Raw genomic sequence first — 12,831 nt, forward strand, 5'->3', positions numbered from 1 at the left:
GCACCTCGCCCGTCACGGGAACCGATGACCGCCGGCGTGCGTCCAAGGACTTAGGTGTTGTCGAGGAACGGACAAGAGCAATGGGCAGGGCACGACGATGGATCCCGACGATCGCGACACTTCTGCTGCTCGCGGGCTGCGCGAACACAACAGGCGGCGACGCTCTTGCCGAAACGACGTCGAGCGCGGCGATGAGTACGACCGCCTCCGCACCGACGCCATGGGACCCATGCACCATCCGCGACGAGGCCATCGAGCGTGCAGGATTGAACGTGGACACCAAGGAATCGGGGGTGTTCGGGCGGGATCAATTCGGATTCAAGATCTGTGGGTGGGAGAGCCAGCCATCGGATAGCAAGTACTACGTGCGAATTTTCGTGGGGTTCCACACCATCGACTGGATCAGCGACACGAGTCGTTTCGATCGGCTCGAACCCGTGCAGGTAGGCGCACGTGCGGCTACCCAATTTCAGCAGGTCGCGTCCGACGCGTCCCTCGACTGCGGGGTCGCCTTCACTGCTGGGACCGAACTGGTCATGGCGACAATCATCACGGGCACACAGGTTGGCAACCCGCCGTACGACCCGTGCACCGAGTTGAACACGGTCGTGGCCGCTCTCGATTCCGAACTTCCCACCTAGACCGCACCGATACGAAAGGCGTCGAACTCGTGGCCGATTCCCAACCGGACCTCCTCACGTACTGGCGGGACCTCAATGCCCAAGCCGACGAAGGCACCGTGGCCATTCCCGCCGACGTCGCTGCCAAGTGCGACGCGGCATGTGTCACTTACCTCGCACACCTAGAGAAAATGCAGATCGACGCGCTCGCGTTGGCAGAAGCCAAAGATTGGGGCGACTTACCGTCGGCACAAGCTTTGCGTGACAAGTTCCTCGCGAAAGCCACCGGCACCGATCGCTCTCTCGACATCATTCTTCAGCAGCACATCGACGTCATCGAATCCATGCGGATGCTCTTCCGTCGCTACTTCGACGAGACCGAGGCTACCGACACCCAGACAGCTGCGAACGTCACCGCCCTCACCCCGGGAAGCTAGCACCGCAACAGTTTTCGATGGACCTCGACTTCGCGTTTGTCGTTGTCCAGACGCCGTTCGACCGGCAGATAGCCGAATGAACGCCACCATCCGATGCTCTCGACCATGCTGACCATCGGACCCACGAACACATGGGTCCACCCCTGTGCCGCAGGAATGCGCTCGAGCTCCGCCAGCACCTGATTCGCCACACGCTCATGCTCGAGTTCCCCGTCGACGATCAGACTCCCCACCCACGGTTGACCTTCGCGGGGATGCGGAACCAGCAACGTCACCACTCCCACGATTTGTTCTGCGACACGAATCGCCAAACAATGCGAATTCTCCATGACCGTGTTGTGCCACAAGAACTTCTCGACATCCTCCGTGGTGAATGCGGTGACACCGGTGTGCAACGTACTCGCGTCGAGGAACTCGGGGTTGCTGTTGAACACCGCCAGGAAGTCCTCAGGATCATCGCTGCCCTCGACCTCCCGGACTGCATACGAACCCACGTCGAATCCGATTTCCATTCCGCCACGATAGGTCCACCGCTCGATCCACGCCCTCCGTCGTCATGCACACCCGCTCGACGCGGTGTGGATCTCCACGAGGGGCGTGAGTCCCTGCATCGGGGCACTTACGTGACACCTGGTCCGTAGTTGCACATGACAGTTGTCAACAATTCGTCGTGACGACCGAAACGACGTGCCGTTTCGCGTTGACCTGGCCTTTTGCCCGGGTGAAGAGTCTGATGTGTCGCCGAGGAACACGGCTGAAGATCCGATGACGAAGAGCGAAGGGAATCACAGATGATCACGCAGAGTTCAACTCGCGCCGAGGCGGTGGGCACACAGACAGCACTAGCGGTGCACGCCACCGGTGTCCACAAGTCGTTCAGCGACTCCACGGGTTCGAAGTTCCGCGCGGTTCGCGAGTTGAACCTCTCGATTCCCCGCGGGCAGATCGTGGCATTCCTCGGCCCGAACGGCGCAGGCAAGAGCACGACGATCGACATGATCCTCGGACTCACCGAGCCGGACGGCGGCACCATCGAGGTGCTCGGCAACGATCCGCTCACGGCAGCGTCGACGGGACGCAGCGCAGCAGTGTTGCAGTCCGGCGGTCTCCTGCCCGACGTCACTGTCGGTGCGCTCGTCGAGATGATGGGCTCGCTGTACATCGGTGCCGACCCCGCTGCGGCGATCACCCGCGCCGGGCTCGGAGACCTGGTGAATCGGCGCGTCTCGAAGTGCTCGGGCGGCGAACAGCAGAAGGTACGTTTCGCCCTCGCGCTCCTGTCGAGCCCCGAACTGCTGCTTCTCGACGAGCCGACTGCAGGCATGGATGTCACTGCCCGCAAGCATTTCTGGCAGGCGATGCGCGCCCAGGCAGCGAACGGCACCACGGTGATGTTCGCGACCCACTACCTCGAGGAGGCGCAGAACTTCGCCGATCGCATCGTCGTCATCGTCGACGGAGCGCTCGTCGCCGACGGAACGGTTGCTCAGATCGAGGCAACGGTCTCCAACCGAACCGTCGACGCAAACCTGCCGCGGGCTCAGGCCGAAGCCGTTGCCGCACAGACCGGCTCGCGGCTACAGGAACTCGCCAACGGCCGGTTCCGCTTCGTATGCACCGACACCGATCCTGTGGTGCGCGCGTTGAGCACGTCGACCTCCGCCACCGACATCGCGATCGTGTCGGCCTCGCTCGACGAAGCCTTCGCCGCGCTGACCGACCGCGCCGACCAGAACTGAGGACATCCGATGACCACCACCTCCACACCCGTCAGCCCCAGCCTGCGTCCCCGCCGCGGGCTGCACCCCACGTTCGTACTGCACGACGTCCGCCGACAGATCACTCCACAGAACCTCGTCTTCACCGTCGCGCTTCCCGCCGTGCTCTACCTCGCCCTGTTCCGCGTCGTCGAACCCAGCGCGGGAGTGGGCCTGCCGCACGGCAACTTTCAAGCCTGGATGATGATCGGCATCGCCGTCTACGGCGCGTCCATCGGCACCATCTCGCGGGCCGCGGGAATCTCGAACGAGAAGGCCAACGGCTGGCTGCGGACAATTCGCCTGTCGCCCTTGGGCGCCGGCGGCTACGTCGCATCGCGCATCATCGCGTGCCAGGTGTACGCAGCCATTCCGGTCATCGTCGTCGGGATCCTCGGCGCACTCACCGGGGCCCGAGCCGACGCAACCGTCTGGATCACCGGTCTCGTCGTGGCCTGGCTCGGGTCGGCCATCTTCTCCGCGCTAGGTCTTGTCCTGGGGATGCTCCTTCCACCCGAGGTGGTCACCCACGTTCCCGGCGTCGTCATGACCGGACTTGCCTTCCTGGGCAACATCTTCATCCCGCTCTCGGGCGGCATGCTCGCCGTCGCACAGGTGACTCCCCTGTACGGCGTCGCGACACTCGCCCGCTACGCACTGACCGACGGCTACAACCTCGACGGATCCCACGCCTCACTGGCAGGTGCCCTCATCAACGTCGCAGCCTGGTTCGCCGGATTCTCCTTCGCCGCGATCCGCCGATTCGCTGGGGCGACCGGCCGCCAATGACATACAGGTCACGGTTGCCCAGCGCCTGGGCGTCGTTCATAGTGTGGGTTCCTCACCGGAGAAAGTGACGCAGTGACAACGCAGAAAACCGATGCCCGACGCGACGAGCGGTTCCCCAGCGCGTTGGTCGCGTTCGTTGCAAGTTGGTTCGTCGTCACGTTGTTCACATTCATCGCTCTCACCACCGTGTTCAACCATCGGGAGATCATCGGGTTCGGTCTTGCCACACTGTCGGCAGCGATCGTCGTTTTCGTCGCGGTGGTCATGATCCTGGCGCAGCGGATGTTCGTTTACGGTCGCGTCGATCCGCGGCTGACTGTCGCAGCCTGGACTGCGATTCCGTTGGGCATGGTCGTGGTCCCGATCTCCGAGGTGTGGGAGATGTGCGCGATGTCGGTGGCGATCTCGTCGACCTTGGTACGTGGACGTTGGGCACCAGCCGTCGTCGGCGGTGTGTTCGTCGTTGCGACGGCTGTCACGGTCGGCGTGGACCGCGGCGATCCACTACAGGCGTTCGAAATCACATTGTTCACCACCGCTGTGTCCGCGGTGCTGACGGCACTCACCGAGCTCGCAAGAGCACTCGATGCATTGCGGGCGTCTCGTGAACAGGTTGCCTTACTGCTTGTAGACGCTGAGCGACAACGCATTTCACGGGATCTGCACGATGTAATCGGCCGGACCCTCGTGACCGCGCAGCTACGCAACCAGGCCGCATTGCAGATGTTCGAGAACCAGCCGGAGAAGGCGCGCGAGCAGCTCGGGCACGTGCACGACGTTCTCAACAGTGGTCAGGCCGATCTGCGGAGGATTACCAGCGGACCCATTCTGGACGACTTCGTGTCGGAGCTGGCAGCCGTCGAAGCGATGTGTGCCCGGCTGGGCATCGACTGCCTCACCTCGGTGGAAGCCCCGCCGGTCAGCGACGTGGACCACATCTTCGCCGCCGTCGTACGCGAATCGTCCACCAACATGCTCAAGCATGCTCACCCGCGCAGGTGCACCGTTCGAGTCACCGCCGAGAAGGACTGCGACGTCTTCGACTTCACCAACGACGGCGTCACCCGTGAGGAGACCGACGCAGGTACGGGAACCGGGATCGCTGCACTGACCTGTCAGGTCGAGGACGTCGGAGGCAGATTCACAGCCGGCAAGACGGCATCGGGTACCGAGTTTCGAGTCGTAGCCACCATCCCGAGGGCAAAGGCAGACGTATGAAGATCACCGTGTTGCTTGCCGAGGACGTCGCTCTACTGGCCGAAGCCTTCGAGGTGCTGCTGTCCACCGACCCGGACATCGAGGTGGCCGGACGAGTGTCCCGAGGAGACGAAGTATGCAATGCCGTAGATCGCTTGCGGCCGGACCTCGTCCTGATGGACATCGACATGCCCGGGATGACAGGCATCCAGGCCACGGCCGCCCTTCGAGCAATGAATGATCGCACTCCCGTGCTGCTACTGACCGCGCTCCCCGGCAGCGGACATGTGCACGACGCCTTGGCCGCTGGAGCGAATGGGTATCTCCTCAAGAGCACGGACGCGGTGCACCTCTTTGCCGGCATCAAGGCGGTGATCTCGAAACACACCGTCATCGATCCGGCCCTGGCTGCGGAGGCGTTGCGGGCGGGACCGAATCCATTGAAAGAGCGCGAACTCGATGTGTTGAGGCTCGTCGACCAGGGCCTGTCGACCAAACAGATCGGCGAACGGCTGTTTCTGAGTCCCGGAACCGTGCGCAACTACCTCTCGAGTGCCATCACCAAGCTCGGCTCCAACAGCCGACTGGAGGCTATTCGTACCGCCCGCGAAAATGGGTGGCTGTAGAAGGAAAGTAAGGGACGACGTCCGCTGCAAACGCCTCTCGGCGAGTGGTCGCTCGAAGCGACAAATGGGGTGAGGCCCGGGGCTTGCCAAGCGAACGCCGTCGAAAGAGTCCAACGAGGCATGGCCGCCGACTATTCCCACCCACCGTCAGCTGTGTTCGGTGATCATCACCGCCATGGTGTTCGGCTCCAGCGCCTCGAAGATGTGCGGCACATCGCCGGGGTAGGCAACGTAGTCGCCCGCGGCCAGTTCGACGGCCTCACCCATCGGCCCCACCATGGCCCGTCCCGCGCTGAGCACCACATGTTCGACGACTCCCGGCGAGTGCGGGTCCGAGCGCCTCGGTTCACCGACGTCCGCGCTGATCAGATAGATGTCCCGTCGAGCGTTCGGTGGAGACGACGCCAGCAGCGTCGCCGTGTAGTCCGCCCTGTCCGACGCGAATCTCGGCCCCTCCCCCGCACGGATCAGACGGACCGACTGCTTCGCGGGCTCGACCAGTCTGGAGAACGGCACGTCCAGGGTGACGCTGAGGGCCCACAGTGTCTCCAGACTCGGATTGCCGGTACCCGATTCCAGTTGCGACAGAGTCGATTTGGCGATGCCAGCTCGGCGGGCCACTTCTGCGAGAGACAGGCCGACGCGTCGTCGCTCCTGCTGGAGAGCAGCAGCGATGGCCGCTATCGGTGGACCGGTATCCGCCATTCGTTCACTCCATCGGTACGTTCGTTTGATTTGACGAACAGCCTAACAGGGTCCACTATAACGACCATGCGTTCGACATGGCGAACCCTGCAGGGGGTCAACATCCGCGACATCGCGTTGGTCTGCCTGGCCGACGCTCTGGTCGGGGCATCGTTCGGTGCCATCTCGGTGGCCGCAGGCCTGCCCCTGTGGCTGCCGGTCGTGATGTCATTGGTGGTCTTCGCGGGCTCCTCCCAGTTCATCTTCGTCGGCATTCTGGCGGCCGGCGGAAATCCCGTTGCCGCTGTGGCCAGCGCGTTGCTCGCCAACATCCGACTGGTTCCGCTCGGCTTCTCCATCGGCGAGGTGTTTCGGAACGTCTCACCACTGAAGCGGCTACTCGGCACTCACCTCATCACCGACGAGGCAGTGGCCTTCAGCGTTGCCGAAAAGGACGAGGGCAGCCGTCGAACAGCGTTCTGGCTGTGCGGGATCGGGCTGTTCGTCACCTGGAACATCGGCGTCGTGATCGGCACGCTCGGCGGCGGTGCAATCACCGATACCGCTGCACTCGGTCTCGATGCCGCATTCCCGGCGATCCTGTTGGGATTGATCATGCCTGCGCTCCGAGACCGGGCCACCCGCAACGCAGCCCTCGTCGGCGCGTGCATTGCGCTCGTCGCGTCGATGTTCCTGCCCAGTGGACTACCCGTGCTTCTGGCGCTGGTTGCCGTCGTACCGGCCATGCTCTCCAATGCTCCTGCCGCACAGAAGGAATCCGCATGAGCCTCACGATTCCCCTGCTCGCGTTGATCGTCGGCACCTACGCGCTCCGCATGGTCGGCCCGGCACTACGAACCCGAGTCACCATCTCACCTCGCATCGACAAGGTGATGACCACCGCGGTCGCCGTCATCTTCGTGGCACTGGTCGCCACCTCGACCCTCCTCGTGGGCAAGGACTTCGCTGGGTTCGCCTTGCCCGCCGGAGTAGCCGTTGCCGCTGTACTCGCCTGGCGACGATCACCGTTCGTCGTCATCGTTCTCGCCGCAGCTGCCACTACTGCGGGACTTAGATGGGTCGGCCTCAGCTGAGTCTGCAAGACTGGGTTGGTGTCCGAGTCCCCTGTCCAGTCCGTCGACCGCGCGATCGAGGTGCTCGAATACCTTGCCGACCACGGTGAATCCGGCGTGCAGGACGTTGCGGCGCACCTCGAGGTACACAAGTCCACGGCGTTTCGCCTGCTCAGCGCACTGGAATTTCGCAGACTCGTCGAACAGCCCGGCGAGCGCGGCAAATACCGCCTCGGCATCGGCCTGATCCGCCTCGCCACGTCCGTATCCGCTCAACTCGACATCACCCGCATCGCCCGACCGATCCTGCAGGAACTCGCCGACACCATCGGCGAGACCGTCAACATCGCTGTGCCCGACGGCAACGTCACCGTCAACATCGATCAGGTCCGCGGCGGCTCGTCGATCATCAGTCACAACTGGCTCGGTGAGAGGTCTGCTCTGCATGCGACGTCGAGCGGGAAAGCACTGATGGCGTACGACGACTCGCTCCTGAAGGCCGGCGTCGACGGTCATCTCGAACTGTTCACCGCGAACACCATCACCACCAAGGCCGATCTGCTCGACGAGATCGAGACGATCCGTGCCACCGGAATCGCTTATGCGCGCGAAGAGTTGGAGATCGGACTGAACGCGACAGCGGCCACCATCCTCAGCTACGACGGTTCAGCGGTGGGGGCGATCACCGTCTCGGGCCCCGCCTATCGACTGGACGAGGACCGCCTCACGGCGGCGGGGGTATCCGTTCTCGCTGCTGCGCAGCGCGTCTCGACGCTATTGGGTTGGTCCGGCCACGCGTGATCCGACCCAGTCGTGGAACGCCCTGATGTGATGCTCGGCAGGCACCAGCACGCCGCCGTCGCGATACATCCGTGACGACATCGCCGGCTGGCACCGCTCACACGCCTCGAAGTCCTGTTCGTTGACGCGATGGAACAGCTCCACCGACTTGTCCATCGTCGCCGCACTGTGGGGATCTGCCACCACCGCAGGGGCATAGAGCCAATCGCACTCGACAACCGTGCGATCGACGGACATCGGGAACATCCGGTGGATGATGACATGATCGGGAACCAGGTTGACGAACACCGTCGGCCTGATCGTGATCGCGTAGTACCGACGATCCCGATCCTCTCCCACCCCATGGAGGGCGTCGAATCCGTGGGAGCCGTCGACGGTGAAGCCGGCTATGTCGCTGCCGAATTCGGCGCCATGACCCACGTACGTCTGCGCTGCCATGCCGTCGGCGAACTCGGGCAGCACCTCGGTGAGTTCGGGGTGAATCGTCGCGCAGTGATAGCACTCCATGAAGTTCTCGACGATGAGCTTCCAGTTGGCCTTGACGTCGTAGACGATCCGACGCCCCAGGGCAAGTGATTCCATGTCGTACGAATCGATGGCACCCGCACCCCCGAGCCGTTCGCGAACGTCGCCCTGCACCGTGTCCTCGAACGACGGAGCCTCCTCGGCCACGCACACCCAGACGTATCCGAGCCATTCCCGGACGTGCACCTTCCGCAACCCGTACTCCACCCGATCGATCATCGGCATGTCGATCAGGTTCGGAGCTGCGATCAGCTTGCCGTCGAGATCGTACGTCCATGCGTGATAGGGACATTGAAAGTTTCGACGCACCGTGCCCGACGCCTCGGTGCACAGTGTCGCGCCGCGGTGTCGGCAGATGTTGAAGAACGCGGTCACACCGCCCTTCCGATTGCGGCTCACCAGGATCGACTCACGACCGACCTGAACCGTGCGGAACTTTCCGGGTTCTCCGATGTCATCCGATCTGATCGCGCAGAACCACATCTGCTCGAAGATCTGCTCCTGCTCGCGGGCGAAATATGCGGGATCGACGTAGGTTTCGCCGCCGAGCGTCGGAAGCAGAGTGGGCTGGAGTTCGGGATCGACCATCGTCATGCCGACACCGCGCATCTCGCCGGGTCGAACAGCGCAATGGGGTGCTTCGTCGCACCGTCGATCGCGAGGTCGGCCAGAACTTCTCCGATGACGGGCACGAACTTGAAGCCGTGGCCCGAAAATCCGCACGCCACGGTGACATTGGCGTGGTTCGGATGCTTCGCGAGAACGAAGTGCTCGTCCGGCGTCGTGGTGTACATGCAGGTCTTCGCATCCTGATGTGGCCCGGACAGTGCCGGGAACGTGGTGACGATGCGCTGTTGCAGTCGAGCGATCTCCTCGGGATGCACTGTGCGGTCGATGGTGTCGGGATCGCACGGTGTTCCGGCGCGGAAGAACGAGATCTTCACCCCGCCCCCCTCCCCGTCGATGGCCGGAAATCCGTAGATCTGATCCGGTCCGTCCCCGCAGATGTAGACGGGGTGGTGCGAGCTGTCGAAGGCCGCTTCGCCCGACTCCGGGGTGATCCAGTGCATCACCTGCCGTTCGACCACCATCGGTACGCCGATCTCAGCCAGCAGTTTCGGTGCCCACGCTCCCGGTGAAATGACCAGTGCTCCAGCGGTGTACGTGCCGGCCACCGTGGTCACGGTCACCGAGGAGTCGGTGGATTCCCACCCGAGCACCTTCTCGTCGTAGCGCAGTTCGGCACCGGCAGCCTCGGCGAGATCGAGGTGGGCGGCGACCGTCGTCTCCGGTCGAGCGATGCCCGCCTTCTCCTCGAAGAGGGCGAACTCGTCGGGCCGTAGCCGGACAGTCGGGAAGCGCCGCTGCGCCTCGGCCGGGTCGAGTACGTCGTGCTTGAGGCCCCACTTCTCCGAGGCCCGCAGACTGCCGCCGAACGTGAGCCCGTCCGGCCTTCCCACGTAGAGGCCACCGGTTTCGGTGAACACGTCCCGCCCACTGTCCGAGGCGAGGTCGTGCCACAGCTCGTACGCGCGCAGGAGCAGCGGTACGTAGGCCGGGTCCTCGAAGTACGACTGTCGATAGATGCGGGAGCCACCGTGGCTCGATCCCAGCGCATGCGCGGGTCCGAACTGGTCGATACCCAGCACTCGCTGTCCGCGCCGAGCGAGGTGACAGGCGGCGGCACTTCCCATGCCGCCGATACCGAGGACGATCACGTCATACGTCATGTCAGCACCTGATCTTGTTCATGTCGGGATCCACCAGCGGTTCGGCCATCACCGTCGCGGGCAGTAGGTCTCGGAAATACTGCACTGCAACGTGATCACCGGGTTGCAGCCCTGCCGGTAGCCAGGCGTAAGCCACCGTCTTGCCGATCGTGTATCCGTAGGCGGCACTGGTCACGTACCCGACCACAGTGCCGTCCTGCAGCACCGGCTCCTTCCCCATCACCACATGTGACGGGTCGTCCAACGTCAGGCAGGTCAGCACCGGTCCGTCGCCGCCTTCCTGCAACGCAGCGGCTCCGACGAAGTCGCCCTTCGCTTTTCGCACCGCGAAGCCGAGCCCCGCCTGATACGGATCGTGTTCGGTGGTCATATCGGTGCCCCACGACCGGTAACCCTTCTCCAGTCGGAGGCTGTTGAACGCACTGCGCCCCGCTGCGACCACGCCGTGCGCCTGTCCGGCGTCCCACAGGGTGTCCCACAGGCGCAGTGCGGTATCGGCGTCGGTGTACAGCTCCCAGCCGAGCTCGCCCACGTACGACAGTCGCAGCGCCAAGACGTCGACCCCGCCGACGTGAATGGTCCTGCCGTTGAAGTACTTCAGACCGGTATGCGAGATGTCGGCCGAGGTGAGCGGAGCCAGCACCTCCCGAGCCAACGGTCCCCACAAACCGATACAGGCGGTGGCACCGGTGATGTCGCGAACGTACACATCACGGCCGGCATGGCGCAGCATCCAGTCCTCGTCGAGCGGACCGTTCACCCCCACTTGGAACCGATCCTCGGCCACCCGCGCGACGGTCACGTCGCTGCGCACACCGCCGGTCGCGTCGAGCATCAGTGCGTAGGTGACGCTTCCGACCTTCTTGTCGAGCTGGTTGGTCGTCAACTTCTGCAGCAGCGCAAGTGCACCGGGTCCGCCGACCTCGAGGCGTCGTAGCGGCGTCATGTCGTACATCGCCACCGCCTCGCGGGTCCGCCAGGCCTCGACCGCGCTGATCGGTGACCAGAATTTCGCCGACCACGGCTCCCGTTTGGGTGCCTGCCACTGTTCCGGAAGTTGTTCGAGCAGAGCGCTGTTGGACTCGTACCAGTGAGGCCGCTCCCAGCCGGCACCGTCGAGGAACATCGCGCCGAGTTCCTGCTGGCGGCCGTAGAACGGGCTCACTCGCAGCGGCCGCGGTTCCACTTTCGGCTGCAGTGGATGGATGATGTCGTACACCTCGACGAAGTTCTGGGCACTGGTGCGCGCCACGTTCGACGGCACCAGGTCGGTCTTCTCGAATCGGTAGAGGTCGCACTCGTGCATGTCGATCTCGCTGTGCCCGGTGATCATTTGCTCGGCAAGCGATTTCGCCACACCGGCAGAATGCGTCACCCAGATCGCCTCGGATACCCACAGCCCCTGCACTTCTCGTGACTCACCGACGATCGGTGCGCCGTCCGGGGTGAAGGAGAAGATGCCGTTGAAGGCGTGCTCGACTTTCGCTTCTCCGAGAGTTGGAATGAGCTCGGTGCTGCGCTGCCAGGCGTCGGCGAAATCGGCCTCGGTGAACGGCATCGACGACGGCATGCTCTGCGCGGTCACGTTCTCACTGGAACCGAGTTCGCGGGAATCGACGGGCATGGGACGGTGGTGATACGAGCCGATCCCCAGGTGATCGCCGTGTTCACGGTAGTAGAGCCGCTCGTCCTGATGACGCAGGATGGGCAGAATCGCTTCGGTACCTGCTCGACGCGATGGCAGGTCCAACTCAGTTGTGTGCGCGTACTGATGCGCCAGCGGCTGTAGCGGCACCGTCATCCCGAGCATCTCGCCCAGCTCGGGCCCCCAGAATCCGGCGCAGCAGACGACGATATCGGCCTCGAAGGTGTGCTCGCCCGCCCGAACGGCCGTGACTCGGCCGTTGCTCTGGTCGATCGACGTGACGTCCATTCCGCCGATGAAACGCGCACCCCGCGCGGTGGCCAGCTCGGCCTGCGTCGCGCTGGCCTTCACGGCCTTGGCCAGTCCGTCGTCGGGGGTGTGCAGGCCGGCGAGTATCCGGCCGCGGTCGAGCAGGGGGTAGAGCTCGAGGCATCGTTCGGCGTCCACCACCTCCGACGGCAGGCCCCAGGAGGTGGCGAAGCCGTGGCGTCGATGCAGCTCGTCGACGCGCTCGGGCGTCGTCGCCACCTCGAGGCCACCGACGCCGAGGAAGCAGTCGAGGCTCTTGAACTTGGAAGCCGTGTAGGCCGCGAATCGCGACATCGATCGGGAGGAATTGGTGGCGAACACCAAGCCGGGCGCATGCGAGGTGGAACCGCCGGTGAGCGGTAGCGGGCCCTTGTCCAGGACTGTGACGTCGGTCCAGCCGCGTGCGGTGAGTTCGTCGGCGAGGCTGCAGCCGACGATTCCGGCACCGACGATCACAACCCTCGGGATGCTCGAGGACATGACACGCTCCTAGGGGGTGTACGTCGAGTTGATTTAGTTGCACAATACGAACTGCACTTCGTATAGCGCAACAGGTTCACACGATCGAAACTCGAGCGTTCCACCGCCGCAACGGGGTGATCTCACGCTGGGTACAACACGAGCACTGCACACCCTCA

At 64.0% G+C, this 12,831-nt stretch carries 14 protein-coding genes; 9 read left to right on the forward strand and 5 right to left on the reverse strand.

Annotated elements, in window-relative coordinates; all coding sequences use genetic code 11:
* The first annotated feature begins 80 nt into the window (after positions 1 to 80).
* Complete coding sequence (locus tag AB0366_RS09845) at positions 81 to 641, forward strand: DUF3558 domain-containing protein (RefSeq protein WP_366243686.1); 561 nt, start codon at positions 81 to 83, stop codon at positions 639 to 641.
* A 29-nt stretch (positions 642 to 670) separates the two neighbouring features.
* Complete coding sequence (locus tag AB0366_RS09850; RefSeq protein ID WP_366243688.1) at positions 671 to 1,057, forward strand: hypothetical protein; 387 nt, start codon at positions 671 to 673, stop codon at positions 1,055 to 1,057.
* On the opposite strand, the gene AB0366_RS09855 is transcribed toward AB0366_RS09850, so the two are convergent.
* Positions 1,054 to 1,569 carry a GNAT family N-acetyltransferase gene (locus tag AB0366_RS09855; RefSeq protein ID WP_366243689.1) on the reverse strand — a complete coding sequence of 172 codons (516 nt, stop codon included), beginning with the start codon at positions 1,567 to 1,569 and terminating at the stop codon, positions 1,054 to 1,056. The two genes, AB0366_RS09850 and AB0366_RS09855, sit on opposite strands and share 4 nt — an antisense overlap.
* 279 nt (positions 1,570 to 1,848) lie before the next feature.
* On the opposite strand from AB0366_RS09855, the gene AB0366_RS09860 reads away from it, so the two are divergent.
* From AB0366_RS09860 to AB0366_RS09875, 4 genes are all read left to right on the forward strand, one after another.
* Positions 1,849 to 2,796: an ABC transporter ATP-binding protein gene (locus AB0366_RS09860; protein ID WP_366243690.1), complete on the forward strand. Its 948-nt coding sequence runs from the start codon at positions 1,849 to 1,851 to the stop codon at positions 2,794 to 2,796.
* Between the two features lie 9 nt (positions 2,797 to 2,805).
* On the forward strand, positions 2,806 to 3,603 hold the full coding sequence (locus AB0366_RS09865; RefSeq protein WP_366243692.1) for an ABC transporter permease: 798 nt from the start codon (positions 2,806 to 2,808) through the stop codon (positions 3,601 to 3,603).
* A 72-nt stretch (positions 3,604 to 3,675) separates the two neighbouring features.
* The gene (locus tag AB0366_RS09870; protein ID WP_366243693.1) at positions 3,676 to 4,821 is read left to right on the forward strand and encodes a histidine kinase; all 1,146 of its coding nucleotides are present in this window, start codon (positions 3,676 to 3,678) and stop codon (positions 4,819 to 4,821) included.
* Positions 4,818 to 5,426 carry a response regulator transcription factor gene (locus AB0366_RS09875; RefSeq protein WP_366243694.1) on the forward strand — a complete coding sequence of 203 codons (609 nt, stop codon included), beginning with the start codon at positions 4,818 to 4,820 and terminating at the stop codon, positions 5,424 to 5,426. Before AB0366_RS09870 ends, AB0366_RS09875 begins: the two co-directional genes overlap by 4 nt.
* Before the next feature lie 147 nt (positions 5,427 to 5,573).
* Here the strand turns inward: AB0366_RS09875 and AB0366_RS09880 are convergent, their stop codons facing one another.
* Complete coding sequence (locus AB0366_RS09880) at positions 5,574 to 6,131, reverse strand: XRE family transcriptional regulator (protein ID WP_037195446.1); 558 nt, start codon at positions 6,129 to 6,131, stop codon at positions 5,574 to 5,576.
* 66 nt (positions 6,132 to 6,197) lie between these two features.
* On the opposite strand from AB0366_RS09880, the gene AB0366_RS09885 reads away from it, so the two are divergent.
* From AB0366_RS09885 to AB0366_RS09895, 3 genes are read left to right on the forward strand one after another with little or no spacing between them, the layout of a single operon-like run.
* Entirely contained in the window at positions 6,198 to 6,896 is a 699-nt protein-coding gene (locus AB0366_RS09885) for an AzlC family ABC transporter permease (RefSeq protein WP_366243695.1), read from the forward strand.
* A complete protein-coding gene (locus AB0366_RS09890) occupies positions 6,893 to 7,204 on the forward strand; it encodes an AzlD domain-containing protein (RefSeq protein WP_366243696.1) in 312 nt (103 codons plus the stop codon). The genes AB0366_RS09885 and AB0366_RS09890 overlap by 4 nt, the downstream gene beginning before the upstream one ends.
* 18 nt (positions 7,205 to 7,222) lie before the next feature.
* Entirely contained in the window at positions 7,223 to 7,984 is a 762-nt protein-coding gene (locus AB0366_RS09895) for an IclR family transcriptional regulator (protein ID WP_366243697.1), read from the forward strand.
* Here AB0366_RS09895 and AB0366_RS09900 read toward each other — a convergent pair.
* The 3 genes from AB0366_RS09900 to AB0366_RS09910 are packed head-to-tail and all read right to left on the reverse strand — an operon-like array spanning position 7,958 to position 12,673.
* Complete coding sequence (locus AB0366_RS09900; RefSeq protein ID WP_366243698.1) at positions 7,958 to 9,103, reverse strand: aromatic ring-hydroxylating dioxygenase subunit alpha; 1,146 nt, start codon at positions 9,101 to 9,103, stop codon at positions 7,958 to 7,960. The two genes, AB0366_RS09895 and AB0366_RS09900, sit on opposite strands and share 27 nt — an antisense overlap.
* Positions 9,100 to 10,239, reverse strand: a complete 1,140-nt coding sequence (solA, locus tag AB0366_RS09905; RefSeq protein ID WP_366243699.1) for an N-methyl-L-tryptophan oxidase — start codon at positions 10,237 to 10,239, stop codon at positions 9,100 to 9,102. Before solA ends, AB0366_RS09900 begins: the two co-directional genes overlap by 4 nt.
* A 1-nt stretch (position 10,240) precedes the next feature.
* Positions 10,241 to 12,673 carry an FAD-dependent oxidoreductase gene (locus AB0366_RS09910; RefSeq protein WP_366243700.1) on the reverse strand — a complete coding sequence of 811 codons (2,433 nt, stop codon included), beginning with the start codon at positions 12,671 to 12,673 and terminating at the stop codon, positions 10,241 to 10,243.
* Between the last annotated feature and the right edge of the window lie 158 nt (positions 12,674 to 12,831).

The sequence above is a fragment of the Rhodococcus sp. NPDC076796 genome, assembly GCF_040702765.1.
In the GTDB taxonomy this organism is placed as follows: Bacteria; Actinomycetota; Actinomycetes; order Mycobacteriales; family Mycobacteriaceae; genus Rhodococcoides.

Coding starts and splice junctions, on each gene's coding strand:
- AB0366_RS09860 (WP_366243690.1), top strand. CDS start 1,849: ATGATCACGCAGAGTTCAACTCGCGCCGAGGCGGTGGGCACACAGACA.
- AB0366_RS09885 (WP_366243695.1), top strand. CDS start 6,198: ATGCGTTCGACATGGCGAACCCTGCAGGGGGTCAACATCCGCGACATC.
- solA (WP_366243699.1), bottom strand. CDS start 10,239: ATGACGTATGACGTGATCGTCCTCGGTATCGGCGGCATGGGAAGTGCC.
- AB0366_RS09880 (WP_037195446.1), bottom strand. CDS start 6,131: ATGGCGGATACCGGTCCACCGATAGCGGCCATCGCTGCTGCTCTCCAG.
- AB0366_RS09890 (WP_366243696.1), top strand. CDS start 6,893: ATGAGCCTCACGATTCCCCTGCTCGCGTTGATCGTCGGCACCTACGCG.
- AB0366_RS09855 (WP_366243689.1), bottom strand. CDS start 1,569: ATGGAAATCGGATTCGACGTGGGTTCGTATGCAGTCCGGGAGGTCGAG.
- AB0366_RS09875 (WP_366243694.1), top strand. CDS start 4,818: ATGAAGATCACCGTGTTGCTTGCCGAGGACGTCGCTCTACTGGCCGAA.
- AB0366_RS09910 (WP_366243700.1), bottom strand. CDS start 12,673: ATGTCCTCGAGCATCCCGAGGGTTGTGATCGTCGGTGCCGGAATCGTC.
- AB0366_RS09900 (WP_366243698.1), bottom strand. CDS start 9,103: ATGACGATGGTCGATCCCGAACTCCAGCCCACTCTGCTTCCGACGCTC.
- AB0366_RS09845 (WP_366243686.1), top strand. CDS start 81: ATGGGCAGGGCACGACGATGGATCCCGACGATCGCGACACTTCTGCTG.
- AB0366_RS09865 (WP_366243692.1), top strand. CDS start 2,806: ATGACCACCACCTCCACACCCGTCAGCCCCAGCCTGCGTCCCCGCCGC.